Below are 26622 nucleotides of genomic sequence, written 5' to 3' on the forward strand. Positions count from 1 at the left end.
GTCGTGCCCCGCGGGTAGCGTCCTCACCCGTGAGTTCGCTGTTCGACCCCGCTCCCGAGGAGGGTGGCGCGCCGGTGGTCGACCCGGGGGCGCCGCTGGCGGTGCGGATGCGGCCGCGGGCGCTCGACGAGGTGGTCGGGCAGCAGCACCTGCTGGGTGACCGCGCGCCGCTGCGCCGGCTGGTCGAGTCCGACGAGCCGATGTCGCTGGTGCTCTACGGCCCGCCCGGCACCGGCAAGACCACCCTCGCCCACGTGATCTCGCTGGCCACCAAGCGCCAGTTCGTGCAGCTCTCGGCGCTCGACTCCGGGGTGAAGGAGGTGCGGGCGGTCATCTCCAGCGCCAAGCGCGAGCTCACCTACGCCGGCCGGCGCACCGTGCTCTTCATCGACGAGGTGCACCGGTTCTCCAAGACCCAGCAGGACAGCCTGCTGTCCGCGGTCGAGGACCGGATCGTCAGCCTCATCGCCGCCACCACCGAGAACCCGTTCTTCTCCGTGGTCAGCCCGCTGCTGAGCCGCAGCCTCGTCCTGGCGCTGCAGCCGCTCACCGACGACGACGTCCGCGCCCTGCTGAACCGCGCGCTCACCAGCGAGCGCGGGCTGGCCGGCGAGGTCACGCTCAGCGACGAGGCGCAGGAGCACCTCGTCCGGATCGCCGGCGGCGACGGGCGCAAGGCGCTCACCGCCCTGGAGTCCGGCGCCGGGGCGGCCCGGGCCGTCGGGGCGACGGAGATCGACCTCGCCACGCTGGAGACGGCGGTGGCGCAGGCGGCGGTGCGCTACGACCGGCAGGGCGACATGCACTACGACGTCGCCAGCGCGTTGATCAAGTCGATCCGCGGCAGCGACGTGGACGCCGCGCTGCACTACCTGGCCCGCATGGTGGAGGCCGGGGAGGATCCGCGCTTCATCGCCCGGCGCCTGGTGATCAGCGCCAGCGAGGACATCGGCATGGCCGACCCGACGGCCCTGCAGGTGGCGGTGGCCGCGATGCAGGCGGTGCAGTTCATCGGCATGCCCGAGGGGCACTTCCCGCTGGCCCAGGCAGTCGTGCACCTGGCGACCGCCCCGAAGTCCAACGCGGTCACCGTGGCCATGGGCGAGTCGGTCGCCGACGTCCGCGCGGGCCTGGCCGGCCCGGTGCCGCCGGGGCTGCGCGACGCGCACTACGCGGGGGCGAAGAAGCTCGGCCACGGGAAGACCTACCAGTACCCGCACGACCACCCCGACGGGATCGTGCCGCAGCAGTACCCGCCCGACGGTCTCGTGGGCAGGGACTATTACCGCCCGACCGGCCGGGGCGTGGAGGCGCGGCTGGCGGAACGGCTGGGCAAGCTGCGGGCGATCCTCCGCCGGACGCGCTGACCGACCGGCGGGGCACGGACGGCGGGGCGGGCCCGCGACTAGTGTGGCGTGGCCGGAACGACGCTCCCGGCGCAGAATCCCCTCAGAACAGGAGCACGCGTGTCCGCAGGAGAGATCGCCGGGCTGATCGCAGCCGGGGCCCTGGTGCTGCTGGTGGTGCTGGTGGCAGTCCCGCTGCTCAAGCTCGGCCGGACGCTCGACGAGACCACCCTGACCATCCGCCAGGTCCGCGAGCAGAGCGCGCCGATCCTGAGCCAGGCCGGCACCACGGTCGCGCACGTGAACAGCAACCTGGAGCGGGTCGACGACATCACCGGCAACGCCGCCAACGTCTCCAGCAACGTCGCGGCGCTCACCAGCGTCGTCGCCGCCACCCTGGGCAGCCCGCTGATCAAGGTCGCCGCGTTCAGCTACGGGGTCCGCAGCGCCGCGAAGAAGAAGCGGGAGGGCCAGGCCATCGCCGACGCCGCCCGTCGCGACAAGGAGGCGCGCCGCGCGCGCCGGGCCACCCGGCGGGCCGCCTGATGCGCCGGCTGTTCTGGCTCGCCATGGGGATCACCATCGGGGCGCTCGTCGTCCGCAAGCTCTCCGCCGCCGCCGAGAAGATGACGCCGGCCGGTATCGGGGCCTCGATCGCCGAGGGGCTGCGCGACCTCGCCGACGCGATCGGCGACTTCGGCGCCGATGTCCGCGAGGCGATGAGCGAGCGGGAGCTGGAGCTGCGCGCCGGCACCGGCCTGGACGCGCCCCTGCCCGACGCGGGTGACGCCGCGGCCCTGCGCCGCGGAGCGCACGCCGCCGACCTCTGACCCACCCCGGCCCGCCGCACCCCGTGCACCGGGCCCCGCAGAACTGAGTAGACGATGCAGACCGCCGAGATCCGCCGCCGCTTCCTGGAGCACTTCGCCCAGCGCGGGCACACCGTCGTGCCCAGCGCCTCGCTGGTGTCCCCCGACCCGTCGCTGCTGTTCACCGTCGCCGGCATGGTGCCGTTCATCCCGTACCTGACCGGCCGCGAGCCGGCGCCGTTCCCGCGGGCCACCAGCGTGCAGAAGTGCGTGCGCACCCTCGACATCGAGGAGGTGGGCAAGACCACCCGCCACGGCACGTTCTTCCAGATGAACGGCAACTTCTCCTTCGGCGACTACTTCAAGGAGGGGGCGATCCAGCACGCCTGGGACCTGATCACCGGGCGGCTGGAGGACGGCGGGCTGGGCTTCGACCCGGACCGGATCTGGGTGACCGTCTACCTCGACGACGACGAGGCCGCCGACGCGTGGCGCCGCATCGCCGGCCTCCCGGTCGAGCGGATCCAGCGGCTCGGGAAGAAGGACAACTACTGGCACACCGGGGCGGCCGGCCCCGGGGGCCCGTGCTCGGAGATCTACTTCGACCGCGGTCCGCAGTTCGGTCCCGACGGCGGCCCGCTGGTGGACACCGCCGGCGACCGGTTCCTGGAGATCTGGAACCTCGTCTTCATGCAGTACGAGCTCGCCGACGTCCGGAGCAAGGAGGAGTTCACGGTCCTCGGCGAGCTGCCGAAGAAGAACATCGACACCGGGATGGGGCTGGAGCGGGTCGCCTACCTGCTCCAGGGCGTCGACAACATGTACGAGATCGACGAGGTCGCCCCGGTGCTGCGCCGGGCCGCCGACCTCGCCGGGGTCACCTACGGCAAGGACGTCGACGCCGACGTCCGGCTGCGGGTGGTGGCCGACCACGTGCGCAGCGGGCTGATGCTGATCGGCGACGGCGTGACGCCGGGCAACGAGGGGCGCGGGTACATCCTGCGCCGGCTGCTGCGCCGCGCCGTGCGCTCGATGAAGCTGCTCGGCGTCGACGAGTCGAGCCTGCCGGAGCTGCTCCCGGTGTCGAAGGACGCCATGCGGGCCAGCTACCCCGAGCTGGACACCGACTTCGCCCGCATCTCGTCGGTGGCCTACGCCGAGGAGGAGGCGTTCCGCCGCACCCTCACGTCGGGGACGACGCTGTTCGACACGGCGGTCGAGCAGGCCAAGCAGGCCGGCGCCCCGACCCTCTCCGGCGAGCAGGCGTTCTCGCTCCACGACACCTACGGTTTCCCGATCGACGTCACCCTCGAGATGGCCGCCGAGCAGGGCGTGACCGTCGACGAGGAGGGCTTCCGGGCCCTGATGAAGGAGCAGCGCGACCGCGCCCGGGCCGACGCCCGCGCCAAGCGCACCGGCTCGGTCGACGTCCTCGCCTACCGCCGGTTGCTGGCCGAGCACGGGCCCACCGACTGGCGGGCCTACGAGACCCTGCGCACCGACTCGCGCGTGCTGGGCATCGTGGCCGAGGGTGACGACGAGGGCGAGCGGCCGGCCGGCCCCGGGGAGATCACCCGGGTGGTGCTGGACCGCACACCGTTCTACGCCGAGTCCGGCGGCCAGGTGGCCGACGCCGGCATCCTGACCTGGGACGGCGGCCGCGCCGAGGTGATCGACGTGCAGCGCCCGGTGAAGGGTCTGGTCGCCCACCAGGTGCGGGTGCTCGAGGGCGAACTGCGCTCCGGCGCCGAGCTCACCGCCGAGGTCGACCGGGAGTGGCGGCTGTCGGCCTGCCAGGCGCACTCGGGCACGCACGTGGTGCACGCCGCGCTGCGCCAGGTGCTCGGCCCGCAGGCCCTGCAGTCGGGCTCCTACAACCGGCCGGGCTACCTGCGGCTGGACTTCGCCTGGCAGGGCGCGCTGACCCAGCAGCAGCGCACCGACATCGAGGACGTCGCCAACGCCGCCGTCCGGGCCGACCACACGGTCACCGCCTCGTGGATGACGCTGCCGGAGGCGCAGGCGTTCGGCGCGCTCGCGCTGTTCGGCGAGACCTACGGCGAGCAGGTGCGCGTCGTGGAGATCGGCGGGCCGTGGTCGCGCGAGCTCTGCGGTGGCACGCACGTGCGCGGGAGCGCGCAGATCGGCACCCTCGCGCTGACCGGTGAGTCGTCGGTGGGCTCGGGCTCCCGCCGGGTCGAGGCCGTCGTCGGGCTCGAGGGGTTCCGGTACCTCGCCCGCGAGCGCGACCTGGTGCGCCAGCTGGCCGACATCCTCAAGGCGCCCCAGGACGGCCTGGTGGAGCGGGTGAGCGGCATGGTCGCCCGGCTGCGCGACCTGGACCGGGAGCTGGCCGACCTGCGGGCGCAGCAGACCCTCGCCGCCGCCGGCGAGCTGGCCGCCTCGGCCCGCGACGTCGGCGGTGTCGCCGTCGTCACCGGGTCCCCGGCCGGCCTCGGCGGCGGTGACCTGCGCACGCTGGCCCTCGACGTCCGCGGCCGGCTGGGAGCCGACCGGCCGGCCGTCGTGCTGCTGGCGTCGGAATCCGGTGGCAAGGTAGCTCTGGTGGCCGCACTCAACCCGGCCGCGGTCTCGCAGGGGCTGTCGGCCAACGACGTCCTGAAGGCGGCCTCGGCCCCCGTCGGCGGCCGCGGTGGCGGCAAGTCCGACGTCGCCCAGGGGGGCGGAACCGATCCCGCGGGTATCCCCGCGGCACTGCAGGCCGGCGAGCAGGCGGTCGCGACCGCCACGGGAAGGTGACCAACGTGTCCGACACCGAGTACAACCCCGAGGACACCGGGCCGGTCGGCGGTCGGCGGCGCGAGCTGCCGGCCGTGCCGCCGGCCCGTCCGCGCCCGGCCACGGGGGAGCAGCCGACGTACCACCCGACCACCGAGATCGACCTCAGCCAGGGGTTCCCGCCGGTCAAGCACGAGACCACGGAGATCGATCTGTCCGGTGGCTGGCCGCAGCACCTCAAGATCCCTCCGCGCCGCCCCGGCGCGCCGCGCGCCCGCGGTCGGGTCCTCGGCGTCGACGTCGGGACCGTCCGGGTGGGCCTCGCGCTGTCGGACCCCACGGGCACTCTCGCCAGCCCGCTGGAGACCCTGCGCCGGGCCAAGGACAAGGCCGACCTCGACCGGCTCGCCGCCCTGGTGGTGGAACACGAGGTGACAGAGGTGGTCGTGGGAGAGCCGGTGCACCTGTCGGGCGCGGCGGGCGCCTCCGCGCAGGATGCTGCCGATTACGCACAGGAACTGGCCGACCGCATCCCGGACGTGCCGGTGAACCTGATCGACGAGAGGCTCTCGACCGTGACCGCAGCCAGCCACCTCCGGGAGGGCGGCGTCGAGGGCCGTCGCCAGCGGGCGGTGATCGACCAGGCAGCCGCCGTGGTGATCCTGCAGCAGTACCTCGACAGCCGGCAGGCGCCCTCGTGAGCGCGCCCGGCGGACGGCCGCCGCGGGGGAGGCACGCGTTCGACGACGGGACCGGGGGCCTGCCGTTCCCGTTCCCGACCGGCTCCGGTTCCCCTGTCGGCGGTTTTCCGCCGGGCCGCATCCCGCACCCGCCGCGGCACGCCGGCGGCCGCGCCGGCGACGCGACCGGGCCCCTGGGCGCCTCCGGCTGGACGTCGCCGGGCTTCCCGATGACCTCCCGGCACGGCGGAGCCGACGAGCACGGCTTCGGGGCTCAGCACCCGTCCGCCCCGCTGCCGCCGCTGCCGACCGGTGCGTGGGGCCGGCTGCGGCCGCGCGAGGACGCCGTGGACGACGACGCCACCGTCGCCGCCCCCCGGCTGTCCACCGGGCCCGACGACACCCCGGACGAGACGCCGGCCGCACCCGGCCCGGCGTCGGCGGACGACCCGACCGGCGGGCTGGACGTGATCGGCGCGAACGTCGACGAGGACCGGCCACGCCGGCGCGGCCTCGGCCGGCGCCGGCAGGCGTCCGCCGCGCCGGCGCCCGCCGCGGCCGGCGGGCCGGAGCACGAGCCGGCCGACGACGCCGCGCACGACGCCGCCCACGGGGCCACCGCGGCGGACGAGGACCACCTCGACGACGGGGCCCTGCTGCACGACGACGAGATCCCGATCGCGCCCTACGACTCGCGCAGCGACCGGGAGCGGCGCCGCCGGCGCCGCCGCCCGCTGGCGATCGCACTGGTCGTCCTGGTGCTCGGCGGCCTCGTCGCGGGCATCGTCGTCGGCGGCCAGCAGCTGCTCTCGATGCTGGACCCGACCGCGCCCGACTACACCGGCGCGGGCAGCGGCAGCGTGGACGTGCGGGTGCAGCAGGGGGACACGCTCACCGACATCGCGCGCACCCTGGCCGACGCCGACGTCATCGCCTCCACCGCCCCGTTCGTCGAGGCCGCGCAGGAGAACCCGGCGGCCACCTCGATCCAGCCGGGCGTCTACACCCTCCGGGAGCAGATGAGCGGCCAGGCCGCGCTGGAGCTGCTGCTGGACCCGGCCTCCCGCCAGGTCTCGCGGGTCACCGTGCCCGAGGGGTTCACGGTGGACCAGATCCTCGCCCGGCTCGCGGAGCAGACCGGCACCACCCTCGCGGAGGTGGAGGCGGCGGCCGATCCGGCGGCGCTGCCGCTGCCCCCGTACGCGGGTGGGCAGCTGGAGGGCTACCTGTTCCCGGCCACCTACGACTTCGAGCCCGGCACCACGCCGCAGCAGATGCTGCAGCAGATGGTCGAGACCTTCAACCAGACGGCCGCCCGGCTGCGGCTGGAGGAGCGGGCCGCCGCTCTCGGGCGCACCCCCGGTGAGGTGGTGACGGTCGCCTCGATGGTCCAGTCGGAGACCCGGCTCGACGAGGAGCGGCCCGACGTCGCCCAGGTGATCTACAACCGGCTCGAGCAGGGCATCGCCCTCGGCATCGACGCCACGCTCGCCTACGGCCTCGACAAGAGCGGCAACGAGCTCACCGTCACGGACCTGCAGACCGACAGCCCGTACAACACGCGCACCCGCCAGGGCCTGCCGCCGACCCCCATCAGCTCCCCGGGGGAGGCGAGCCTGGAGGCGGCCCTGGCCCCGAGCAGCGGCGACCTCCTGTACTACGTGCTCGAGTCGGAGGACGGGTCGCACTTCTTCACCAGCGACTACGCCGAGTTCCAGCAGGCTCGCCAGCGGTGCGCCGACGCCGGTCTCGGGTGCGGTGGCTGAGCGGCCGCAGCGTGCAGCGGTCCTCGGGCGGCCGGTGAGCCACTCGCTCTCCCCGCTGCTGCACCGCGCCGCGTACGCGGCGCTCGGGCTCACCGGCTGGTCCTACGACGCCCTGGACGTCGGGGCCGAGGACCTGCCGGTGCTGCTGGCCGGCCTGGGCGAGGAGTGGCGCGGCTTCTCGGTGACCATGCCGTGCAAGCAGGCCGCGGTCGAGGTCGCCGACGAGGTGGAGCCGCTCCCGCGGTTGCTGGGCGCGGCGAACACCCTGGTCCGCACCGGGGCCGGCTGGCGGGCCGAGAACACCGACGTCGCCGGCGTGGGCACCGCCCTGCAGGTGGGCGGGGTGGACGAGGTGCGGCACGCGGCCATCCTCGGCGCCGGGGGGACGGCTGCGGCCGCGGCGGTGGCCCTGGCCTCGCTGGGAGCCGAGCGGGTCGACGTCGTCGTGCGCGAGCCCTCGCGCGCCGGTGAGGTGGTGCGGGTCCTCGACACCCTGGGCGTGCGCACGCGGGTGCTGCCGCTGGCCGGTGCGCGCGTCGAGGCCCCGGTCGTCGTCAGCACCGTGCCGGTCGACGGCCAGCCGGCCGTCGCCGCGCTGGAGTGGCGAGGAGAGCAGACGGTCCTCGACGTCCTCTACGCGCCCTGGCCCACGCCGCTGGCCGAGCGCGTCTCCGCCGCCGGCGGCGCGGTGATCAGCGGTCTGGAGGTGCTGTTCTGGCAGGCCACCGTGCAGGTGGAGCTCATGACCGGCCGGCCGGCCCCCATCGGCGCGATGCGCGCGGCGCTCGACGTGCGCTGACCGCGCCGTGGACGTCTCCCGCCCGGTCCTCGCCGGGGTCGCGGTGCTGGCCGGGCTCCTGGTCGGGCCGGCGCTGGCGCGCAGCACCGTCCGGCTGGCCACCCGCGACGACGCGGCGTTGCCCTCCGGCTCCCGCACGGCGCTGACCGCGGCGCTCACCTCGGGGTTGCTCGCCGCCGCCGTCCTGCTCGGGGGCGGCCGCCCGGCCACCGCCGCCCTGGTGTGGGCCGCGGGCGCGGCGGTGGTGCTGGCCGGCGTCGACCTCGCCGTCCACCGGCTGCCCGACCGCGTCCTCCTCCCGGCGGCCGTCGTCTGCGGCGCAGCCCTGCTCGCCGACGCCGCCGTGCTCGGCACGTGGTGGGCGCTGGCCCGGGGCGTCGCGGCGGGGGCCCTCGCGCTGGCCGTCTCCGGCGCGGCACGGCTGGCCGCCCCGGCCGCCCTCGGCCTCGGTGACGTCAAGCTGCTCGGCCTGCTGGGGCTGGTGCTCGGGTGGTCCGGCTGGGGTGTCCTGCTCGCCGGGCTGTTCCTCGGCCTGGTCGTCGGCGCCGCCGTGTCGGTGGCCCTGGTGGTCACCGGGCGGGCGGGGTGGCGCAGCACCGTGCCGTTCGGCCCGCCGATGCTGGTCGGTGCCGTCCTGGCGCTGGCGATCGGCGGCATCCCACCCGCCTGAGGGGAGGGGCCCGTGGACCAGGTCCTCCTACTGGCAGAATCCCCGGCATGTTGCGCTGGCTGACCGCCGGTGAGTCGCACGGCCAGCAGCTCACCGCCATCCTCGAGGGGCTCCCGGCCGGGGTCGAGGTGCAGACCGCCGACCTCGACCTGCAGCTCGCCCGCCGCCGCCTCGGGCACGGGCGGGGCGCCCGCATGTCCTTCGAGCAGGACGTCGTCACCCTCACCGGCGGGGTGCGCCACGGCCGCACCCAGGGCGGCCCGATCGCGGTGCAGGTGGGCAACACCGAGTGGCCCAAGTGGCAGACGGTCATGTCCGCCGACCCGGTCGACGCCGAGATCCTCGCCGGCCAGGCGCGCAACGCGCCGCTGACCCGGCCCCGGCCCGGTCACGCCGACCTCGCCGGCATGCAGAAGTACGGCTTCGACGACGCCCGCCCGGTGCTCGAGCGCGCCAGCGCCCGGGAGACGGCCGCCCGCGTGGCCCTCGGCGCGATCGCCCAGGCGTTCCTGCGGCAGGCGCTCGGCGTCTCGGTGGTCAGCCACGTCGTGGGCATCGGCCCGGTCGTCGCGCCCGACGGGCTCGTGCCCGGGCCCGACGACAACCCGCGCCTCGACGAGGACCCGGTGCGCTGCGCCGACCCGGGCACCAGCGCGCGCATGACCGCGGAGATCGACGACGCCCGGAAGAACGGTGACACCCTCGGCGGGGTCATCGAGGTCGTCGTCCACGGGCTGCCGCCGGGTCTGGGCAGCCACGTGCACTGGGACCGGCGCCTGGACGCCCGGCTGGCCGCGGCGCTGATGGGCGTGCAGTCGGTCAAGGCCGTCGAGGTCGGCGACGGCCTGGAGACCGCCCGCCGCCGCGGCTCCGTGGCCCACGACGAGATCGTGCTGGCCGACGCAGCGGACGGCGGGCAGCGGGTGCAGCGGCTCACCGACCGGGCCGGTGGCATCGAGGGCGGGATGACCAACGGCGAGGTGCTGCGCGTGCGCGCGGCCATGAAGCCGATCAGCACCGTGCCGCGCGCCCTGCAGACGGTGGACGTCGCCACCGGGGAGGCCGCGGTCGCGATCAACCAGCGCAGCGACGCCTGCGCGGTGCCCCGCGGCAGCGTGGTGATGGAGGCGATGGTGGCGCTGGTGCTGGCCGATGCGGCGCTGGAGAAGTTCGGCGGCGACTCGGTGGCCGAGACCCGGCGCAACGCGCAGGCCTACCTCGACTCCCTGCCGTACCGGTGAGCGGGCCGGCCCTGGTTCTCGTCGGCCCGCCCGCATCGGGGAAGACGACGGTCGGCACGGCCATCGCCGACGCGTGGGGGCTGGCCTTCCGGGACACCGACCGCGACGTCGAGGAGGGGGCCGGCGCGACCGTCGCCGACCTGTTCGTCCAGTCCGGGGAGCCGCACTTCCGCGCGCTCGAGGAGCAGGCGGTCGCGCGGGCGCTCGCCGAGCACACCGGCGTGCTCGCCCTCGGCGGCGGGGCGGTGACCAGCGCCGCCACCCGCGAGCTGCTGGTCGCCCACGGCCGCGCCGGCGGCACCGTCGTGTGGCTCGACGTCGACGTCGCCTCCGCCGCCCGCCGCGTCGGGCTCTCCCGGGACCGGCCGCTGCTCGCGGTCAACCCGCGCGCCATGCTGCGCACCATGCTCGAACAGCGCGCCCCGCTCTACACGGAGGTGGCCACGCACCGGGTCACCACCGCGGGGCGGTCGCCGGAGGAGGTCGTCACCGAGGTGCTCGCCGTCCTGACCCCGGAGGAGGACCGGTGAGCCGCCGCGTCCCGGTCGCGGGGGAGCAGCCCTACGAGGTCGTCATCGGTGCCGGCGCCCAGACGGAGCTGGCGCTCGTGCTGGCCGGCACGGCGAAGGTCGCCGTCGTCCACGCGCCACCGCTGGCCGCCGCGGCCGGAGCCGCGGTCGAGACGCTGCAGACCGCCGGCGTGGCCGCGGAGGCGGTCGTCGTCCCCGACGGCGAGGCCGCCAAGACCGCGCAGGTCGCCGCCGAGGTGTGGGAGGAGTTCGGCCGGCTCGGGCTGACCCGCTCCGACGCCGTCGTCGGGGTGGGCGGGGGCGCGGTCACCGACCTGGCCGGATTCCTGGCCGCGACGTGGACCCGCGGCATCCGCGTCGTGCAGGTGCCCACCAGCCTGCTCGGCATGGTCGACGCCGCCGTGGGCGGCAAGACCGGCATCAACACCGCCGCCGGGAAGAACCTCGTCGGCGCCTTCCACCCGCCGGCCGCCGTGCTGGCCGACACCGATCTCCTGGCCGGTCTGCCCGAGGCGGAGTTCCGCGCCGGGCTGGCCGAGGTGGTCAAGTGCGGCTTCATCGCCGACGGCCGCATCCTCGAGCTGCTGGACGCCGATCCGACCGGCCGCCGGGACACCGAGGAGCTCATCGAGCGTGCGGTGCGGGTGAAGGCAGCGGCGGTGGGGGAGGACCTGCTCGACACCGGGGTGCGCGAGTTCCTCAACTACGGCCACACCCTCGGCCACGCGATCGAGCGGGTCGAGGACTTCGGCTGGCGGCACGGCGAGGCGGTCGCCGTCGGCCTCGTCTTCGCCGCCGAGCTGGCCGGGCAGGCGGGCCTCCTGGCGCCGGCGGAGGTCGCGCGGCACCGCACGCTGATCGCGGCGATGGGGCTGCCCACCAGCTACGCGGGGGACTGGCCGCGCCTGCAGCAGGTGATGCGGGTGGACAAGAAGGCCCGAGGGGCCTCGCTGCGCTTCGTCGTCCTCGACGGGCTCGGCAATCCCAGGATCCTGACCGACCCGCAGCAGGCCTGGCTCGACGCGGCGTGGGCCGCAGTATCGGAGACGCCATGACCATCCAGGTGCTCAACGGCGCCAACCTCGGCCGGCTCGGCACGCGCGAGCCCGAGGTGTACGGCACGACGACCTACGCGCAGCTGGTCGAGCTGGTGGAGACCGCGGCGCGGGAGCTCGACGTCGAGGTGCAGGTGCGCCAGACCGACGACGAGGGCCAGCTGCTGCGCTGGATCCACGAGGCGACCGACGCCGGCGACCCGATCGTGGTGAACCCCGGCGGCTGGACGCACACCTCGGTGGTGCTGCACGACGCGCTGGCCGCGGTGAGCGCCCCGGTGATCGAGGTGCACATCAGCAACATCCACCGCCGCGAGGAGTTCCGGCAGCACTCCTACGTCTCCCGGGTCGCCGACGGGGTGATCGCCGGGCTCGGCGTGCACGGCTACGTGCTGGCGCTGCAGTGGATGACCCTGCGAGGCGTGTCATGAGCCGCGACACCACGCGGGAGGCGGCTCGGCGCGACGCGCTGCGGGCCACCGCGGCCGGGCGCGGGCTGGACGCCGTGCTGGTCACCAACCTGCTGAACGTCCGCTACCTGACCGGCTTCACCGGCTCCAACGGCGCCCTGTTGCTGCGGGCGGACGGCGGCGACGTGTTCGGCACCGACGGGCGCTACACCACCCAGGCCGGTGCGCAGGTGCCCGACGTCGAGCTGCTCGTCGACCGGGCCACGGTGCCGGCCCTGGCCCGGGAGGCGGTGCGGCGCGGCGCGGGGCGGATCGGCTACGAGTCCCACGACCTCACCGTGGACGGGCTGCACGGCCTGGAGCGGGTGCTGGCCGACGCCGCCGCGGGTGGCACGGTCCCGGAGCTCGCCTCCGTGCGGCGGGCGGTCGAGGGACAGCGGGCGATCAAGGACGACGCCGAGATCGAGTCGCTGCGCGCCGCCTGCGCCGTCGCCGACCAGGCGCTGGCCGAGCTGGCCGCCGAGGGCGCGTTGCGGCCCGGCCGCACCGAGCTGGAGGTCGGCCGCGAGCTGGACGCCCGCATGCTGGCGCTCGGCGCCGAGGCGCCGTCGTTCGAGACGATCGTCGCCACCGGCGCCAACTCGGCGATCCCGCACCACCGGCCCGACCGCACCGAGCTGCGCGCCGGCGACTTCCTCAAGCTCGACTTCGGCGCCACCGTGGACGGCTACCACTCCGACATGACCCGCACCCTGGTGCTGGGCCACGCAGCCGACTGGCAGCGCGAGGTCTACGAGCTGGTCGCGGCCGCGCAGGCGGCCGGCCGGGCGGCGCTCGCGGTCGGTGCGGAGGTCGTCGCCGTCGACGCCGCGGCGCGCGACGTCATCGTCGCGGCCGGGCACGGCGACCACTTCACCCACGGCCTCGGCCACGGGGTGGGGCTGGAGATCCACGAGGCGCCCGGCATCGGAGCGCAGGGCGCGGGTAGGCTTGCCGCCGGTATGGCCGTCACCGTGGAGCCAGGCGTGTACCTGCCCGGCCACGGCGGTGTCCGGATCGAGGACACCCTGATCGTCACCGACGACGCGCCCGAGTTGTTGACCCTCACGAGCAAGGAACTGCTGGTCCTCTAGATGGCTACCACCAACGACCTGAAGAACGGCATCGTCCTCAACCTGGACGGCCAGCTCTGGACCGTCACCGACTTCCAGCACGTCAAGCCCGGCAAGGGCGGGGCCTTCGTGCGCACGACGCTGAAGAACGTGCTGTCGGGCAAGGTCGTGGACAAGACCTTCAACGCCGGCACCAAGGTCGAGACGGCCAACGTGGACAAGCGGTCGATGACCTACCTGTACAAGGAGGGCACCGACTTCGTCTTCATGGACGGGGACACGTTCGACCAGATCTACGTGCCGGCCGAGACGGTCGGCGGGGGCGCGGACTACCTGCTGGACAACACCGAGGTCATCGTCGCGGTGCACGACGGCACCCCGCTGTACGTCGAGCTCCCGGTGACCATGGAGCTCGTCGTCGAGCACACCGACCCGGGTCTGCAGGGCGACCGCTCCACCGGTGGCACCAAGCCCGCCACGCTGGAGACCGGCGCGCAGATCCAGGTGCCGCTGTTCATCACGACCGGCGAGAAGCTGAAGGTCGACACCCGCGACGGCCGCTACCTCGGCCGCGTCAACTGATCGCGGGCTGACCCGGTGGCTGCACGGACCAAGGCGCGCAAGCGCGCCGTCGACGTCCTCTACGAGGCCGACGTCCGGGGCCGGGACCGGATGGAGCTGCTCCGCGAGCGGGTCGCCGACGGCAACCCGCCGGTCCCCGACCACGCCATCCGCCTGGTCGAGGGCGTCGACGAGTACGCAGCGCGCATCGACGAGCTGATCGAGGCGCACACCTCCGGCTGGTCGCTCGAGCGGCTGCCCGACGTCGACCGCGCGATCCTGCGGATGGCCACCTTCGAGCTGCTCTGGGTCGACGACGTGCCCGACGCCGTCGTCATCGACGAGGCGGTGGAGCTGGCCAAGGCGCTGTCCACCGACGAGTCGCCGAAGTACGTGAACGGCGTCCTCGGCGCCATCCTCGCCGCCGAGGTGCCGACCGCGTAGGTCAGTGCAGGTCGCGGCGGGAGAAGAGCCAGACGCCGAGCCCGACGACGACCGCGGCGAACGCCGTCACCACCAGCCCGCCGTGCAGGTTGGTGAGCAGGAACGACGGTGGGTTCATGCCGCTGTAGGACTCGCTGTAGTCGTAGATCCGGACGCCGCCCGGGTTGACCAGCGCCACCGAGTTGGCGATCACCAGCCACCGGTCGAGCATCGGGTCCCAGACCCGCAGCGCGTTCTCCACGACGGCGACGTAGACGAACGCCACCCCCAGCGCCGCCCCGGTGTTGCGGGTCAGGTTGGCCAGGCCGAACCCGAGCAGCGCGATCAGGACCGTCAGCAGCACTCCGCGTCCCTGGACCGCGAGCAGGTCGCTCCAGAAGCCGGCCGGCAGCGGGCCGTCGGTACCCACCGCCGCCCGCAGGACGAACGCCATGGCCAGCCAGGCGGCCTGGGCGGCGACGCCGATCCCCGCCGCGGCCAGCACGAGGACACCGATCTTGGTGCCCATGACCTTCAGCCGGTCGGGCACCCAGAAGAGCAGTGCCACGATCGAGCGGGTGACCCACTCGGCGCCGATCCAGGTGGCCCCGACCAGGAAGGCGAGCACCGACGCCCCGGCCGCGAACGCGATCGCACCCGTGGTGGCGTTGTCGGCGAGGTCGAACGGCCGGACGGTGAGGAAGTCCTCCACCTGCCAGTCCGGGGCCGGGCAGTACGCCGCCACGTCCTCGCCGGCAGCCGCCGCGTCCTCCGCGCACTGCTCGAGCCACTCCGCGTCCGCAGCGATGGCCTCCTCCATCGCGGCGCGCGCGGCGGCGTAGTCGGCCTCGGTGGGCTGGCCGTGGTTCAGCAGCCCGACACCGACGGCGGCCAGCCAGCCGAGGACGGCCAGGCCGAGCAGGACGTGGATGAACCGCCGCGCGGCGAAGCGGTGCAGCTCGGCGCGCAGCAGGCTGCCGCCGCGGCGCGTGCCGGTCGGCTCGGGGCCGGTGGCCGGCTGGTCCAGCACCGCGCTCATGCCCGCTCCCCGGTGATGGCGAGGAACGCGCTCTCCAGGTCGGGGGTCACGCGGACCAGCTCCTCGACGTAGTGCCCGTGCTCGGCGAGCAGCCGGGTGATCGGTCCGGTCTCCGGGGAGCCGTGCACGAGCACCTGGCCGTCCGGGGCGGGGGAGACGGAGTAGCCGGCCGCGGCGAGCAGGGCGGCCGCGCCGGCCGGGTCGGGCAGCGCCACCCGGACATCACCGGTGCCGGCGCGGGACAGCACCTCGCTCACCGGCCCGGAGGCGACGCGGCGCCCCTTCGCCAGGATGGTGACCGAGTCGCAGACCTGCTGGATCTCGGCGAGCAGGTGCGAGGAGACCAGGACGGTCGTCCGCCAGTCGGCGCCCAGCCGCCTGATCAGCTCGCGGACGTCGCGGATGCCCGCCGGGTCCAGGCCGTTGCTGGGCTCGTCGAGGATGAGCAGGCGGGGCGCCTTCAGCAGCGCCGCGGCGATGCCCAGGCGCTGCTTCATGCCGAGGGAGTAGCCCTTGAAGCGGTCACCGGCGCGGTCGCGCAGGTCGACCAGTTCCAGGCACTCCTCCACCCGGGCACGGGGGACGCCGGCGGTCTCGGCCAGGAGCCGGAGGTTGAGCCGGCCGGACATCCCCGGGGAGAACAGCGGGGTCTCCACCAGCGCGCCGACGTCGCCGATGACGCCCGGGAGCTCGGCGGGGACCGACCGGTCCAGCAGCCGCATCTGCCCGGTCCCGGTGTCCGGGCGGACGAGCCCCAGGAGGATGCGGATCGAGGTGGTCTTCCCCGAGCCGTTGGGACCGAGCAGGCCGTGGACGCCGCCGGACTCGAGGGTCATGTCCAGCCCGTCGAGCGCCCGGTGCGGTTGCCCGCCCTTGCCGCGGTAGGTCTTGCTGACCCCCACCATCTCCACTGCCGGCATGGTGCCCCTTCCGCGGACCGGGATGTCGGCTGCAGAGTGGCACAGGTCGGGGTGCACGCCCAGGCGCTGCCGCGCGTGTCGAGACGAGCCGGATCCGTAAGAGCGAGCGTGCGAGAGGAGAGGGGCCTCCGTCAGCGCGGAGCGCGCCGGCGGTCGCCCCAGGCGGAGTCGTCGACGTCCTCCTCGAGCTCGTCGTCGCCACCGGAGCTGACGATGCCCTCCATGCCGGGGGAGAGCACCCCCCACTCGATGAGCCGGGAGGTGAGCTCGTCGGGGCTCATGTCGTAGATGATCGCCAGCGACTTCAGGTCCTCGGCGCGGATCGAGAGGACCTTGCCGTTGTAGTCGTGCCGCTGGGCCTGGATGGTCGAGGCGTAGCGGGCCAGCGGGCCGGCCTCGTCGGCGGGCAGGGAGCCCAGCGACTCGAGGTTCAGCACGATCTTGTTCGTCGAGGTGACCGCGGAGCTGGGTCGCGGGTCGGGCAGCAGCTCGGAGACCGGGACGCCGTAGAAGACCGCGAGCTCGGAGAGCCGCTGCACGGTCACGGCGCGGTCCCCGCGCTCGTAGGAGCCGACCACGACCGCCTTCCAGCGGCCGTGCGACTTGTCCTCCACACCCTGCAGGGACAGGCCCTGCTGGTTGCGGATCGCGCGGAGCCGGGCGCCGAGGGCCCGTGAGTAGTCGGTGCTCATCGCTGTCTGCTCACTGTCCGTCGTCTCGGATCGGGGCTGTTCGTCACGCAGCGTACGTGCGAAGCGGGGATCGCAACAGGCGGGCCGACGCGAAAGCGCAGGTTGGTGCCGGGGCTGGGCGGGACCCCGGGCGCCGGGGCGGGCGCCGGTGGGGCGCGAGCGGGCGTGCAGTACCGTCGACGCCGGTCCGACCACTCCTTTAACGACCCGTCCAGTGAGGCGGGGAAGGAGGCCTCATGGCCCGCTCACCCGAGCCTGCCCGGAGCACGTCTCCCGGCAGCACCCCCGGCACCCTGCTCTCCTCCGCCGACGTCGCCCGTGTCGTCGACCGCATGGCCCACCAGCTCATCGAGCGGGCCGCGACGGTCGACCCGGGGTCCGCGGACGGCGGTCTCCCGGACCTGGTCCTCGTCGGGATCCCGACCCGCGGTGCGCCGCTCGCGCGCCGCCTCGCCGCGCGCATCGAGGCGTTCACCGGCACCCCGGTCGACGTCGGCACCGCCGACATCACCCTGTACCGCGACGACCTGCGGTTGCGCGGCGTCCGCGCGCTGGAGCCCACCGTGCTCCCGGACGCCGGCATCGACGGCCGGCTCGTCGTCCTCGTCGACGACGTGCTCTTCTCCGGGCGTTCGGTCCGGGCGGCGCTCGACGCGCTGCGCGACCTGGGGCGCCCGCGCAGCGTCCAGCTGGCGGTGCTGGTCGACCGCGGGCACCGCGAGCTGCCGATCCGGGCCGACTTCGTCGGCAAGAACGTGCCGACCGCGCGCAGCCAGCAGGTCAAGGTGCACCTGCAGGAGGTCGACGGCACCGACGAGGTGCTGCTGACCGAGGGGGCGGGCGCGTGAAGCGGCACCTGCTGGAGGCCGCGGACCTCGACCGGGACGACGCGACGCTGGTGCTCGACACCGCGGCCCAGATCGACGCCGCCCTGGCCGGCCGCGAGGTGAAGAAGCTCCCGACGCTGCGCGGGCGCACGGTGGTCAACCTCTTCTACGAGGACTCCACCCGCACCCGCATCTCCTTCGAGCTGGCCGCCAAGCGGTTGAGCGCCGACGTCATCAACTTCTCCGCCAAGGGCAGCAGCGTCTCCAAGGGCGAGAGCCTCAAGGACACCGCGCTGACCCTGGAGGCGATGGGCGCGGACGGCATCGTCGTCCGGCACTCGGCCTCCGGCGCCCCGCACCGGCTGGCGCACTGGGTCCGCGGCAGCGTGGTCAACGCCGGCGACGGCACCCACGAGCACCCCACCCAGGCGCTGCTGGACGCCTACACGATCCGGCAGCGGCTGGGGCGGCTCGACGGCGTCCGCGTGACGATCGTCGGCGACGTCCTGCACAGCCGGGTGGCCCGCTCCAACGTGGGGCTGCTGCACAGCCTGGGTGCGCACGTCACGCTGGTCGCGCCGCCGACGCTGCTGCCGGTGGGCGTGGGCAGCTGGCCGGCCGAGGTCACCTACGACCTGGACACCGTGCTGCCCAAGAGCGACGTGGTGATGATGCTGCGGGTCCAGGCCGAGCGGATGAACGCCTCGTTCTTCCCCAGCGCCCGCGAGTACAGCCGCCGCTACGGCCTGGACGCCCCGCGGATGGCCGCGTTGCCCGACGAGGCGATCGTCATGCACCCCGGCCCGATGAACCGCGGCATGGAGATCGCCGCCGAGGTGGCCGACTCCGTCCGCTCCACGATCGTCGAGCAGGTCGCCAACGGGGTCTCCACCCGCATGGCCGTGCTCTACCTGCTGCTCGGAGGAAACGCGTGAGCACCTACCTGATCACGGGCGCCCGGCCGCTGGGCGGCGACCCCGCCGACATCCTGGTCACCGACGGCCGGATCGCCGCCATCGGCGACTCGCTGTCCGCTCCCGGCGCCGAGGTGGTCGAGGCGGCCGGTCTGATCGCGCTGCCCGGCCTGGTCGACCTGCACACCCACCTGCGCGAGCCCGGCCGGGAGGACGCCGAGACGGTCGAGACCGGCAGCCGCGCCGCCGCGCTCGGCGGGTTCACCGCCGTGCACGCGATGGCCAACACCGACCCGGTCGCCGACACCGCCGGCGTCGTCGAGCAGGTGTGGCGGCTCGGTCAGGAGGCCGGCCTGGTGGACGTCGTCCCGGTGGGCGCGGTGACCGTGGGCCTCGAGGGCGAGCGGCTGGCCGAGCTCGGCGCCATGGCCGACTCCGCCGCCCGCGTCCGGATCTTCTCCGACGACGGGCACTGCGTCGCCGACCCGGCGCTCATGCGCCGCGCCCTGGAGTACGTGAAGGCCTTCGACGGTGTGGTCGCCCAGCACGCGGAGGAGCCGCGGCTCACCGCCGGGGCGCAGATGCACGAGGGCGACCGCTCGGCCCGGCTCGGCCTCACCGGCTGGCCGGCCGCGGCGGAGGAGGCGATCATCGCCCGCGACGTGCTGCTGGCCGAGCACGTGGGCGCGCGGCTGCACGTCTGCCACGTCTCGACGGCCGGGTCGGTGGAGATCCTGCGCTGGGCGAAGTCCCGCGGCGTGCAGGTGACCGCGGAGGTCACGCCGCACCACCTGCTGCTCACCGACGCCTGCGCCGAGTCCTACGACCCGGTGTTCAAGGTCAACCCGCCGCTGCGCACCGACGCCGACGTCGAGGCGCTCCGGGCCGGCCTGGCCGACGGCACGATCGACGCCGTCGGCACCGACCACGCCCCGCACGCGGTGGAGGACAAGGAGAGCGAGTGGGCGCAGGCCCGGCCCGGGATGCTCGGGCTGGAGCAGGCGCTCTCGGTGGTCATCGAGACGATGGTCGAGCCCGGGCGCCTGGACTGGGCCGGCGTCGCCGACCGGATGTCGGTGCGCCCGGCGGCGATCGGCCGGCTGCACGGCCAGGGCCGCCCGATCGCACCCGGCGAGCCCGCCAACCTGGTGCTCGTCGACCCGGGGGTCCGCCGCACGGTGGACCCCGCGGCGCTGGCCAGCCGCAGCCGCAACAGCCCCTATGCCGGCCGGGAACTCCCCGGCCGCGTGGTCGCGACGTTCCTGCGGGGGACGCCGACCGTTCTGGACGGAAAGGCAACACGGTGACAGAGGCACTGCTCGTCCTCGAGGACGGGCGCACGTTCCGGGGCGAGTCCTACGGCGCGACCGGGACGACGGTCGGCGAGGCGGTGTTCGCCACCGGCATGACCGGCTACCAGGAGACGCTGACCGACCCGAGCTACGCGGGCCAGATCGTGGCCATGACCGCGCCTCACATCGGCAACACCGGCGTGAACGGCGAGGACGACGAGAGCAGCCGCATGTGGGTCGCGGGCTTCGTCGTGCGCGACCCCGCCCGGCGCACGTCGAACTGGCGCACGACCGGCAGCCTGGACGACGAGCTGGTCGCCCAGGGGGTCGTGGGCATCAGCGGGATCGACACCCGGGCGCTGACCCGCCACCTGCGCGACCGCGGGGCGATGCGCGCCGGCATCAGCACCGAGCTGGACGCCGAGGCGCTGCTGGCCCGGGTCACGGCGGCGGAGAGCATGACCGGTGCCGACCTGGCGCCGACGGTGAGCACCGGCGAGGCCTACGTCGTCCCGGCGGTGGGGGAGAAGCGGTTCACCATCGCCGCGCTCGACCTCGGCATCAAGACGGCGACCCCGCGGCACCTGGCCGCCCTCGGCGTGGAGACGCACGTGCTGCCCTCCACGGCCACCGCCGAGGAGCTGCTGGCCGCCGGCCCGGACGGCGTCTTCCTCTCCAACGGCCCCGGCGACCCGGCCGCCGCCGACTACGCCGTCGCGGCGGTCCGCGGCGTGCTGGACGCCCGCCGGCCGCTGTTCGGCATCTGCTTCGGCAACCAGATCCTCGGCCGCGCGCTGGGCCTGGGCACCTACAAGCTGCGCTTCGGGCACCGCGGGCTCAACCAGCCGGTGCTCGACCGGGTCAGCGGGACCGTCCGCGTGACCAGCCACAACCACGGGTTCGCCGTCGACGCCCCGCTGGACCGGCCCACCGACACCCCCTACGGGCCGGTGGAGGTGAGCCACGTCGGCCTCAACGACGACGTCGTCGAGGGCCTGCGGCTGATCGACGCGCCGGCCTTCAGCGTCCAGTTCCACCCGGAGTCGGCGGCCGGCCCGCACGACGCCGCCCCCCTGTTCCAGCGCTTCGTCGACCTGATGGAGTCCGCCCGCGACGGGGATGCCCGCGCCGGCGGACCGGCACCGCAGGTCCAGTCCAGCACGGGGGAGAAGAACTGATGCCCAAGCGCACCGACATCCAGCACGTCCTGGTCATCGGGTCCGGGCCGATCCTCATCGGGCAGGCGGCGGAGTTCGACTACTCCGGCACCCAGGCCTGCCGCGTGCTGCGCGCCGAGGGCCTGCGGGTCAGCCTGGTGAACAGCAACCCGGCGACGATCATGACCGACCCGGAGGTCGCCGACGCCACGTACATCGAGCCGCTGACGCCGGAGTTCGTGGAGAAGGTGATCGCCAAGGAGCGCCCCGACGCGCTGCTGGCCACCCTCGGCGGCCAGACCGCGCTCAACATCGCGATCGGCCTGTACGAGAACGGCGTGCTGGAGAAGTACGGCGTCCGGCTCATCGGGGCCGACGTCGCCGCGATCAACCGCGGTGAGGACCGGCAGCTGTTCAAGGACATCGTCCGCTCGATCGGCGCCGACGCCCCGCGGTCGCGGGTCTGCGCCACCGTGGAGGAAGCGCTGGAGACCGCCGAGGAGGTCGGCTACCCGGTCGTGATCCGGCCGAGCTTCACCATGGGCGGCCTCGGCTCCGGCTTCGCCACCGACGAGCCGATGCTCCGCCGGATGGCCGCCCACGGGCTGGCCGACTCCCCGGTGCACACAGTGCTCATCGAGGAGTCGGTGCTCGGCTGGAAGGAGTACGAGCTGGAGCTGATGCGCGACCGCAGCGACAACGTGGTCGTCATCTGCTCCATCGAGAACATCGACGCGATGGGCGTGCACACCGGCGACTCGGTGACCGTCGCCCCGGCGATGACCCTCACCGACGTCGAGTACCAGCGGATGCGCGACGTCGGCATCGCGGTGCTGCGGGAGGTCGGCGTCGACACCGGCGGCTGCAACATCCAGTTCGCCGTCAACCCGGCCGACGGCCGGATGGTCGTCATCGAGATGAACCCGCGGGTCTCCCGCTCCAGCGCGCTGGCGTCCAAGGCCACCGGCTTCCCGATCGCGAAGATCGCGGCGAAGCTCGCCATCGGCTACACGCTGGACGAGATCACCAACGACATCACCGGCGTCACCCCGGCGGCGTTCGAGCCGACGCTGGACTACGTCGTGGTGAAGATCCCGCGGTTCGCCTTCGAGAAGTTCCCCGGCGCCGACCCCCGGCTGACCACGACGATGAAGAGCGTCGGCGAGGTCATGGCGATGGGGCGGAACTTCCCGGAGGCGCTGGGCAAGGCGATGCGCTCCACCGAGACGAAGGTCGTCGGCTTCTGGACCGGCGCGCCGGACACCCGGTCGGCCGACGAGCTGCTGGAGGCCCTGCGGACCCCGGTGGACGGCCGGCTCTACACCGCCGAGGCCGCGCTGGCGGCGGGCGCCACCGTCGAGGACGTGGCGGCCGCGAGCGGTTTCGATCCCTGGTTCGTCGACCAGATCGCCCTGGTGCAGGAGGTGGCGGCCGACGTCCGCGAGGCACCCGCCCTCACGCCGGAGCTGCTCCGCCGGGCCAAGCGGCACGGCCTCTCCGACCGGCAGGTCGCCGCGCTGCGGCCGGAGCTCGCCGGTGAGGACGGCGTCCGGGCGCTGCGCTGGCGGCTGGGTGTGCGGCCGGTCTACAAGACCGTGGACACCTGCGCCGCGGAGTTCGCCGCCCGCACGCCGTACCACTACTCCTCCTACGACGAGGAGACCGAGGTGCAGCCCCGCGAGAAGCCGGCGGTGCTGATCCTGGGCTCCGGGCCCAACCGGATCGGCCAGGGGATCGAGTTCGACTACTCCTGCGTGCACGCGGTCATGGCACTGCAGGACGCCGGCTACGAGGCGGTGATGGTCAACTGCAACCCCGAGACCGTCTCCACCGACTACGACACCGCCGACCGGCTGTACTTCGAGCCGCTGACCTTCGAGGACGTCCTCGAGGTGGTGGAGGCCGAGCGCGCGGCCGGCCCCGTCGCCGGGGTGATCTGCACCCTCGGCGGGCAGACGCCGCTGGGCCTGGCCCAGCGGCTGAAGGACGCCGGGGTGCCGGTGCTGGGCACGTCGCCGGAGGCGATCGACGACGCCGAGCACCGCGGGGCGTTCTCCCGGGTGCTGGCCGACACCGGGCTGTCGGCGCCCAAGCACGGCACGGCGACGACGTTCGCCGAGGCGCACGAGGTCGCTTCGAGCATCGGTTACCCGGTGCTGGTGCGGCCCTCCTACGTCCTGGGCGGGCGCGGCATGGAGATCGTCTACGACGACGCCACGCTCGAGGCCTACATCGCGAAGGCCACCGAGGTCAGCGTCGCCCACCCGGTGCTGGTCGACCGGTTCCTGGAGGACGCGGTCGAGATCGACGTCGACGCGCTCTACGACGGCACCGACCTCTACCTCGGCGGGGTCATGGAGCACATCGAGGAGGCCGGCATCCACTCCGGCGACTCGGCCTGCGCCCTGCCACCGATCACCCTCGGTTCGGCCGACCTGCTGAAGATCCGGGCGGCGACCGGGAAGCTGGCCGAGCGGATCGGCGTCCGCGGGCTGATGAACGTCCAGTACGCGATCAAGGACGACATCCTCTACGTGATCGAGGCCAACCCGCGGGCGAGCCGGACGGTGCCCTTCGTCTCCAAGGCGACGGCGGTGCAGCTGGCCAAGGCCGCGGCGCGGATCGCGGTGGGAGAGTCCATCGCCGACCTGCGCGCCGCCGGCGTCCTCCCGGCCACCGGCGACGGCACCGACCTGCCCGACCACGCGCCGATCGCGGTCAAGGAGGCGGTGCTGCCCTTCCACCGCTTCCGCACCGTCGAGGGGTTCGGGGTGGACACCGTGCTCTCCCCGGAGATGAAGTCCACCGGCGAGGTGATGGGCCTGGACGCCGAGTTCGGCACCGCGTTCGCGAAGTCGCAGGCGGCGGCGTACGGCTCGCTGCCGACCGAGGGCACGGTGTTCGTGTCGCTGGCCAACCGGGACAAGCGCTCCGCGGTCTTCCCGATCAAGCGGCTGGCCGACCTGGGCTTCCGCCTGCTGGCCACCACCGGCACGGCGCAGGTGCTGCGGCGGCACGGGGTCGCCGCCGAGGTGGTCGGGAAGTTCAGCGAGGGCCCGGGCAACATCGTGGAGCTCATCCAGGCCGGCGACGTCGACCTGGTGTTCAACACGCCGTTCGGCGCGCCGGGCAACAGCGGCCCCCGCCTGGACGGCTACGAGATCCGCACCGCCGCGGTGAGCGCCGGCATCCCGTGCATCACCACGGTGCAGGGCATGGCGGCCGCGGTCCAGGGCATCGAGGCGCTGCGGCAGGGCGGCATCGGCGTGCGCAGCCTGCAGGAGGTGCACGCCGCGCTGGCCGGCGGCACGCACGGCGGGCCGAGCACGTTCGCGGGGACGGGAGCGTGACGACGTCGTCGCCGGGCGCCGTCCGGCGGCTGCGCGACGACGTGGTCGGCCGCGGGCTGGTCGAGGGGCTGCCCGCGGCGTTCGCTGCGGGGGTCACCCGGTTCGGGCGACCCCCGCAGCGGGAGCTCGACGCGCTGACCGGCGCGGCCGCCGACCTGGCCCGCCGGCTCGCCTCCGGGGCGGTCGGCGAGGACGACCTGCCGCTGCTGACGCGGGTGCTCTTCTTCGCCCGGCAGCCCGACCTGCTGGCCGCCCACGGGCTGCCCACGCCCGCGTACGACGTCCTCGGGTCCTTCCGGGAGAACCTGGAGCGGCCGCTGGGCCCGCGGCTGCCCGAGCGGCCGACGGCGGGCGGCCGGCGCTGGTCGCTGCTGGGGCGGACCGTGGGCTTCCCGATCGGGGTGCCGTCCTGCGTGCTGAACGGCAGCGCGGCCTGGGTCCGGCACAACGTCACCAACGGCTGGAACGTGCTCACGTACAAGACGGTCCGCGGCCGCGCCCACCCGCCCAACGAGGCGCCGAACTGGACCGTCGCTGCGAGGCAGAGCGAGAGCCTGCCCCCGGGGGCGGGCGCGGCCGTCGTGTCCGACCCCTGGGACTGGGTGGCGCCGGGCTCCTCGACGTTCAGCAGCGTGAACTCCTTCGGGGTGCCCTCGCCGGAGCCCGAGGAGTGGATGGCCGACCTGGAGCGCGCGGTGGCCGCGGTGGGCGACGAGCAGCTGCTCCTGGTCAGCGTCATGGGTGAGGACCCGGACGGCACGGGGGAGGTCGCGGCGCTGGCCGAGGACTTCGCCCGCACCGCTCTCATGGCGCAGGAGGCCGGCGCGACCGTGGTCGAGCTCAACCTGTCCTGCCCGAACACCCTGGCCCGGTCGGGCGCCGGGGTGAAGCCGCCGCTGTGCCTGGACGCCGACGCCACCGTGACCGTCGTCGGGTCGGTGCGCCGGGCGCTGGACGACCGCACCGGGCTGGTGGCCAAGCTCTCCTGGCTGGACGAGCAGCAGTTGGCGGCCCTCGTGCCGCGGCTGGCCCCTCTGGTGGACGGCATCGCCGGCATCAACACCGTGCAGAGCCGGGTGCGGCGCAGCGACGGCACCCCGACCTTCCCCGGGCGGGAGCTGGCCGGCCTCTCCGGGATCGCCGTGCGCGACTCGGCGCTGGACTTCACCCGCCGCCTGGTGGCGCTCCGCGACGCGGCGGGCTCCCGCTTCGACGTGCTGGCGATGGGCGGCGTGACCGACCCGGGCTCGTTCGAGGCGCTCTTCGCCGTCGGGGCCGACGCGGTGCAGACGGCCGCCGGGGCGTTCGTAGACCCCCTGCTCGCCCAGCGCTGCGTCGCGGCGCTGGGGGAGACGCTGCCCCGGGCGGTGGCACCGTGACCGCGCCGTTCGGCCGGCGGCTCGCGGAGGCGGTGGCCTCCCGCGGGCCGCTGTGCGTCGGCCTCGACCCGCACGCGCAGCTGCTCCTCGACTGGGACGTGGGCGACTCGCTCGACGGCCTGCGCCGCTTCACCGACGCGGTCGTCGAGGCGCTGGCCGGATCGGTCGCCGTGCTCAAGCCGCAGATGGCCTTCTACGAGCGGTTCGGCGCGCGCGGGGTCGCGGTGCTGGAGGAGGCGGTCGCCGCCTGCCGGGCGGCCGGTGCCCTCGTGCTGCTGGACGCCAAGCGGGGCGACATCGGTTCGACGATGGCGGCCTACGCCGACTACCTGCGCAGCGACCACCCGATGTCGGTGGACGCCATGACCGTCAGCCCGTACCTCGGCCCGGAGTCGTTGGCGCCGGCGGTCGCCACGGCGAAGGCATCCGGTGGCGGGCTGTTCGTCCTCGCCCGCACGTCCAACCCCGACGCCGCCACGCTGCAGCACGCCGTGGTGGGGGAGCGGTCGGTCGCCCAGGTCGTCGTCGACACGGTGCGTGGCTGGAACGCCCCCGGCGGGGCGGTGCCGGGCCCCGCCACGGGGTTCGGCCCTTCCCTCGGCTCCTTCGGCGTCGTCGTCGGCGCCACCCTGCCCGAGCCCGACGTCGACCTGGCCGGGCTCGGCGGGCCGGTCCTCGCTCCCGGGCTCGGCGCTCAGGGGGGAACGGTGAGCGACCTGCGCCGGCTGTTCGGCGCGGGGACGGCCATCGTCCCCACGGTCTCCCGGGACGTGCTGGGCGCCGGCCCCGACCCGGCCGCGCTGCGGGTCGCTGCGGCGCGCTGGGCGGAGGCGCTGGCCGCGTGAGACGTGCCCTGCCCTGGGCCTCCGCTCGGGTGAACGACCTGCTCCCGGCCGCCTCGGCCGTGCAGG

At 74.5% G+C, this 26622-nt stretch carries 25 protein-coding genes; 22 read left to right on the forward strand and 3 right to left on the reverse strand.

Annotation, left to right across the window (positions count from 1 at the left end; all coding sequences use genetic code 11):
- The first annotated feature begins 29 nt into the window (after nt 1-29).
- The 15 genes from ACI79S_RS08660 (at nt 30) to nusB (ending at nt 14162) form a co-directional block, all read left to right on the forward strand.
- Complete coding sequence (locus ACI79S_RS08660) at nt 30-1367, forward strand: replication-associated recombination protein A (protein WP_456593039.1); 1338 nt, start codon at nt 30-32, stop codon at nt 1365-1367.
- A gap of 99 nt (nt 1368-1466) precedes the next feature.
- Nucleotides 1467-1892 (forward strand): DUF948 domain-containing protein, encoded by a 426-nt coding sequence (locus ACI79S_RS08665; RefSeq protein WP_456593040.1) that lies wholly within the window; start codon nt 1467-1469, stop codon nt 1890-1892.
- A complete protein-coding gene (locus ACI79S_RS08670; protein WP_456593041.1) occupies nt 1892-2176 on the forward strand; it encodes a hypothetical protein in 285 nt (94 codons plus the stop codon). Before ACI79S_RS08665 ends, ACI79S_RS08670 begins: the two co-directional genes overlap by 1 nt.
- 54 nt (nt 2177-2230) lie before the next feature.
- Nucleotides 2231-4915 carry an alanine--tRNA ligase gene (gene alaS, locus ACI79S_RS08675; protein ID WP_456593042.1) on the forward strand — a complete coding sequence of 895 codons (2685 nt, stop codon included), beginning with the start codon at nt 2231-2233 and terminating at the stop codon, nt 4913-4915.
- A gap of 5 nt (nt 4916-4920) precedes the next feature.
- Nucleotides 4921-5595 (forward strand): Holliday junction resolvase RuvX, encoded by a 675-nt coding sequence (ruvX, locus tag ACI79S_RS08680; protein ID WP_456593043.1) that lies wholly within the window; start codon nt 4921-4923, stop codon nt 5593-5595.
- A gap of 209 nt (nt 5596-5804) precedes the next feature.
- Nucleotides 5805-7340: an endolytic transglycosylase MltG gene (gene mltG, locus ACI79S_RS08685; RefSeq protein ID WP_456593044.1), complete on the forward strand. Its 1536-nt coding sequence runs from the start codon at nt 5805-5807 to the stop codon at nt 7338-7340.
- Nucleotides 7333-8139, forward strand: coding sequence for a shikimate dehydrogenase (locus ACI79S_RS08690; RefSeq protein WP_456593045.1), 807 nt, complete (start codon nt 7333-7335; stop codon nt 8137-8139). Before mltG ends, ACI79S_RS08690 begins: the two co-directional genes overlap by 8 nt.
- 7 nt (nt 8140-8146) lie before the next feature.
- A complete protein-coding gene (locus tag ACI79S_RS08695; protein WP_456593046.1) occupies nt 8147-8809 on the forward strand; it encodes a prepilin peptidase in 663 nt (220 codons plus the stop codon).
- Between the two features lie 47 nt (nt 8810-8856).
- A complete protein-coding gene (aroC, locus tag ACI79S_RS08700) occupies nt 8857-10050 on the forward strand; it encodes a chorismate synthase (protein ID WP_456593047.1) in 1194 nt (397 codons plus the stop codon).
- Nucleotides 10047-10580, forward strand: a complete 534-nt coding sequence (locus ACI79S_RS08705; protein ID WP_456593048.1) for a shikimate kinase — start codon at nt 10047-10049, stop codon at nt 10578-10580. The genes aroC and ACI79S_RS08705 overlap by 4 nt, the downstream gene beginning before the upstream one ends.
- Nucleotides 10577-11635 carry a 3-dehydroquinate synthase gene (gene aroB, locus ACI79S_RS08710; protein WP_456593049.1) on the forward strand — a complete coding sequence of 353 codons (1059 nt, stop codon included), beginning with the start codon at nt 10577-10579 and terminating at the stop codon, nt 11633-11635. The genes ACI79S_RS08705 and aroB overlap by 4 nt, the downstream gene beginning before the upstream one ends.
- A complete protein-coding gene (aroQ, locus tag ACI79S_RS08715; protein WP_456593050.1) occupies nt 11632-12066 on the forward strand; it encodes a type II 3-dehydroquinate dehydratase in 435 nt (144 codons plus the stop codon). Before aroB ends, aroQ begins: the two co-directional genes overlap by 4 nt.
- Nucleotides 12063-13178 carry a M24 family metallopeptidase gene (locus tag ACI79S_RS08720; RefSeq protein ID WP_456593051.1) on the forward strand — a complete coding sequence of 372 codons (1116 nt, stop codon included), beginning with the start codon at nt 12063-12065 and terminating at the stop codon, nt 13176-13178. The genes aroQ and ACI79S_RS08720 overlap by 4 nt, the downstream gene beginning before the upstream one ends.
- Entirely contained in the window at nt 13179-13739 is a 561-nt protein-coding gene (efp, locus tag ACI79S_RS08725) for an elongation factor P (RefSeq protein WP_456593052.1), read from the forward strand.
- A 15-nt stretch (nt 13740-13754) separates the two neighbouring features.
- On the forward strand, nt 13755-14162 hold the full coding sequence (gene nusB, locus ACI79S_RS08730; protein WP_456593053.1) for a transcription antitermination factor NusB: 408 nt from the start codon (nt 13755-13757) through the stop codon (nt 14160-14162).
- 1 nt (nt 14163) lies between these two features.
- On the opposite strand, the gene ACI79S_RS08735 is transcribed toward nusB, so the two are convergent.
- The 3 genes from ACI79S_RS08735 to bldD all read right to left on the reverse strand — a co-directional run bounded on the left by ACI79S_RS08735 (nt 14164) and on the right by bldD (nt 16792).
- The gene (locus ACI79S_RS08735) at nt 14164-15180 is read right to left on the reverse strand and encodes a hypothetical protein (protein WP_456593054.1); all 1017 of its coding nucleotides are present in this window, start codon (nt 15178-15180) and stop codon (nt 14164-14166) included.
- On the reverse strand, nt 15177-16100 hold the full coding sequence (locus ACI79S_RS08740) for an ABC transporter ATP-binding protein (RefSeq protein WP_456593055.1): 924 nt from the start codon (nt 16098-16100) through the stop codon (nt 15177-15179). Before ACI79S_RS08740 ends, ACI79S_RS08735 begins: the two co-directional genes overlap by 4 nt.
- A gap of 131 nt (nt 16101-16231) precedes the next feature.
- Complete coding sequence (gene bldD, locus ACI79S_RS08745; protein WP_456593056.1) at nt 16232-16792, reverse strand: transcriptional regulator BldD; 561 nt, start codon at nt 16790-16792, stop codon at nt 16232-16234.
- Nucleotides 16793-17028: 236 nt separating this feature from the next.
- On the opposite strand from bldD, the gene pyrR reads away from it, so the two are divergent.
- From pyrR to pyrF, 7 genes are read left to right on the forward strand one after another with little or no spacing between them, the layout of a single operon-like run.
- Entirely contained in the window at nt 17029-17640 is a 612-nt protein-coding gene (pyrR, locus tag ACI79S_RS08750; RefSeq protein ID WP_456593057.1) for a bifunctional pyr operon transcriptional regulator/uracil phosphoribosyltransferase PyrR, read from the forward strand.
- The gene (locus tag ACI79S_RS08755) at nt 17637-18554 is read left to right on the forward strand and encodes an aspartate carbamoyltransferase catalytic subunit (protein ID WP_456593058.1); all 918 of its coding nucleotides are present in this window, start codon (nt 17637-17639) and stop codon (nt 18552-18554) included. Before pyrR ends, ACI79S_RS08755 begins: the two co-directional genes overlap by 4 nt.
- On the forward strand, nt 18551-19840 hold the full coding sequence (locus ACI79S_RS08760; protein WP_456593059.1) for a dihydroorotase: 1290 nt from the start codon (nt 18551-18553) through the stop codon (nt 19838-19840). The genes ACI79S_RS08755 and ACI79S_RS08760 overlap by 4 nt, the downstream gene beginning before the upstream one ends.
- The gene (gene carA, locus ACI79S_RS08765; protein ID WP_456593060.1) at nt 19837-21003 is read left to right on the forward strand and encodes a glutamine-hydrolyzing carbamoyl-phosphate synthase small subunit; all 1167 of its coding nucleotides are present in this window, start codon (nt 19837-19839) and stop codon (nt 21001-21003) included. Before ACI79S_RS08760 ends, carA begins: the two co-directional genes overlap by 4 nt.
- The gene (gene carB, locus ACI79S_RS08770; protein WP_456593061.1) at nt 21003-24332 is read left to right on the forward strand and encodes a carbamoyl-phosphate synthase large subunit; all 3330 of its coding nucleotides are present in this window, start codon (nt 21003-21005) and stop codon (nt 24330-24332) included. Before carA ends, carB begins: the two co-directional genes overlap by 1 nt.
- Nucleotides 24329-25711: a dihydroorotate oxidase gene (locus tag ACI79S_RS08775; RefSeq protein WP_456593062.1), complete on the forward strand. Its 1383-nt coding sequence runs from the start codon at nt 24329-24331 to the stop codon at nt 25709-25711. The genes carB and ACI79S_RS08775 overlap by 4 nt, the downstream gene beginning before the upstream one ends.
- Nucleotides 25708-26556 carry an orotidine-5'-phosphate decarboxylase gene (gene pyrF, locus ACI79S_RS08780; RefSeq protein ID WP_456593063.1) on the forward strand — a complete coding sequence of 283 codons (849 nt, stop codon included), beginning with the start codon at nt 25708-25710 and terminating at the stop codon, nt 26554-26556. Before ACI79S_RS08775 ends, pyrF begins: the two co-directional genes overlap by 4 nt.
- The last annotated feature ends 66 nt before the right edge of the window (nt 26557-26622 follow it).

The sequence above is a fragment of the Blastococcus sp. SYSU DS1024 genome (assembly GCF_054050795.1).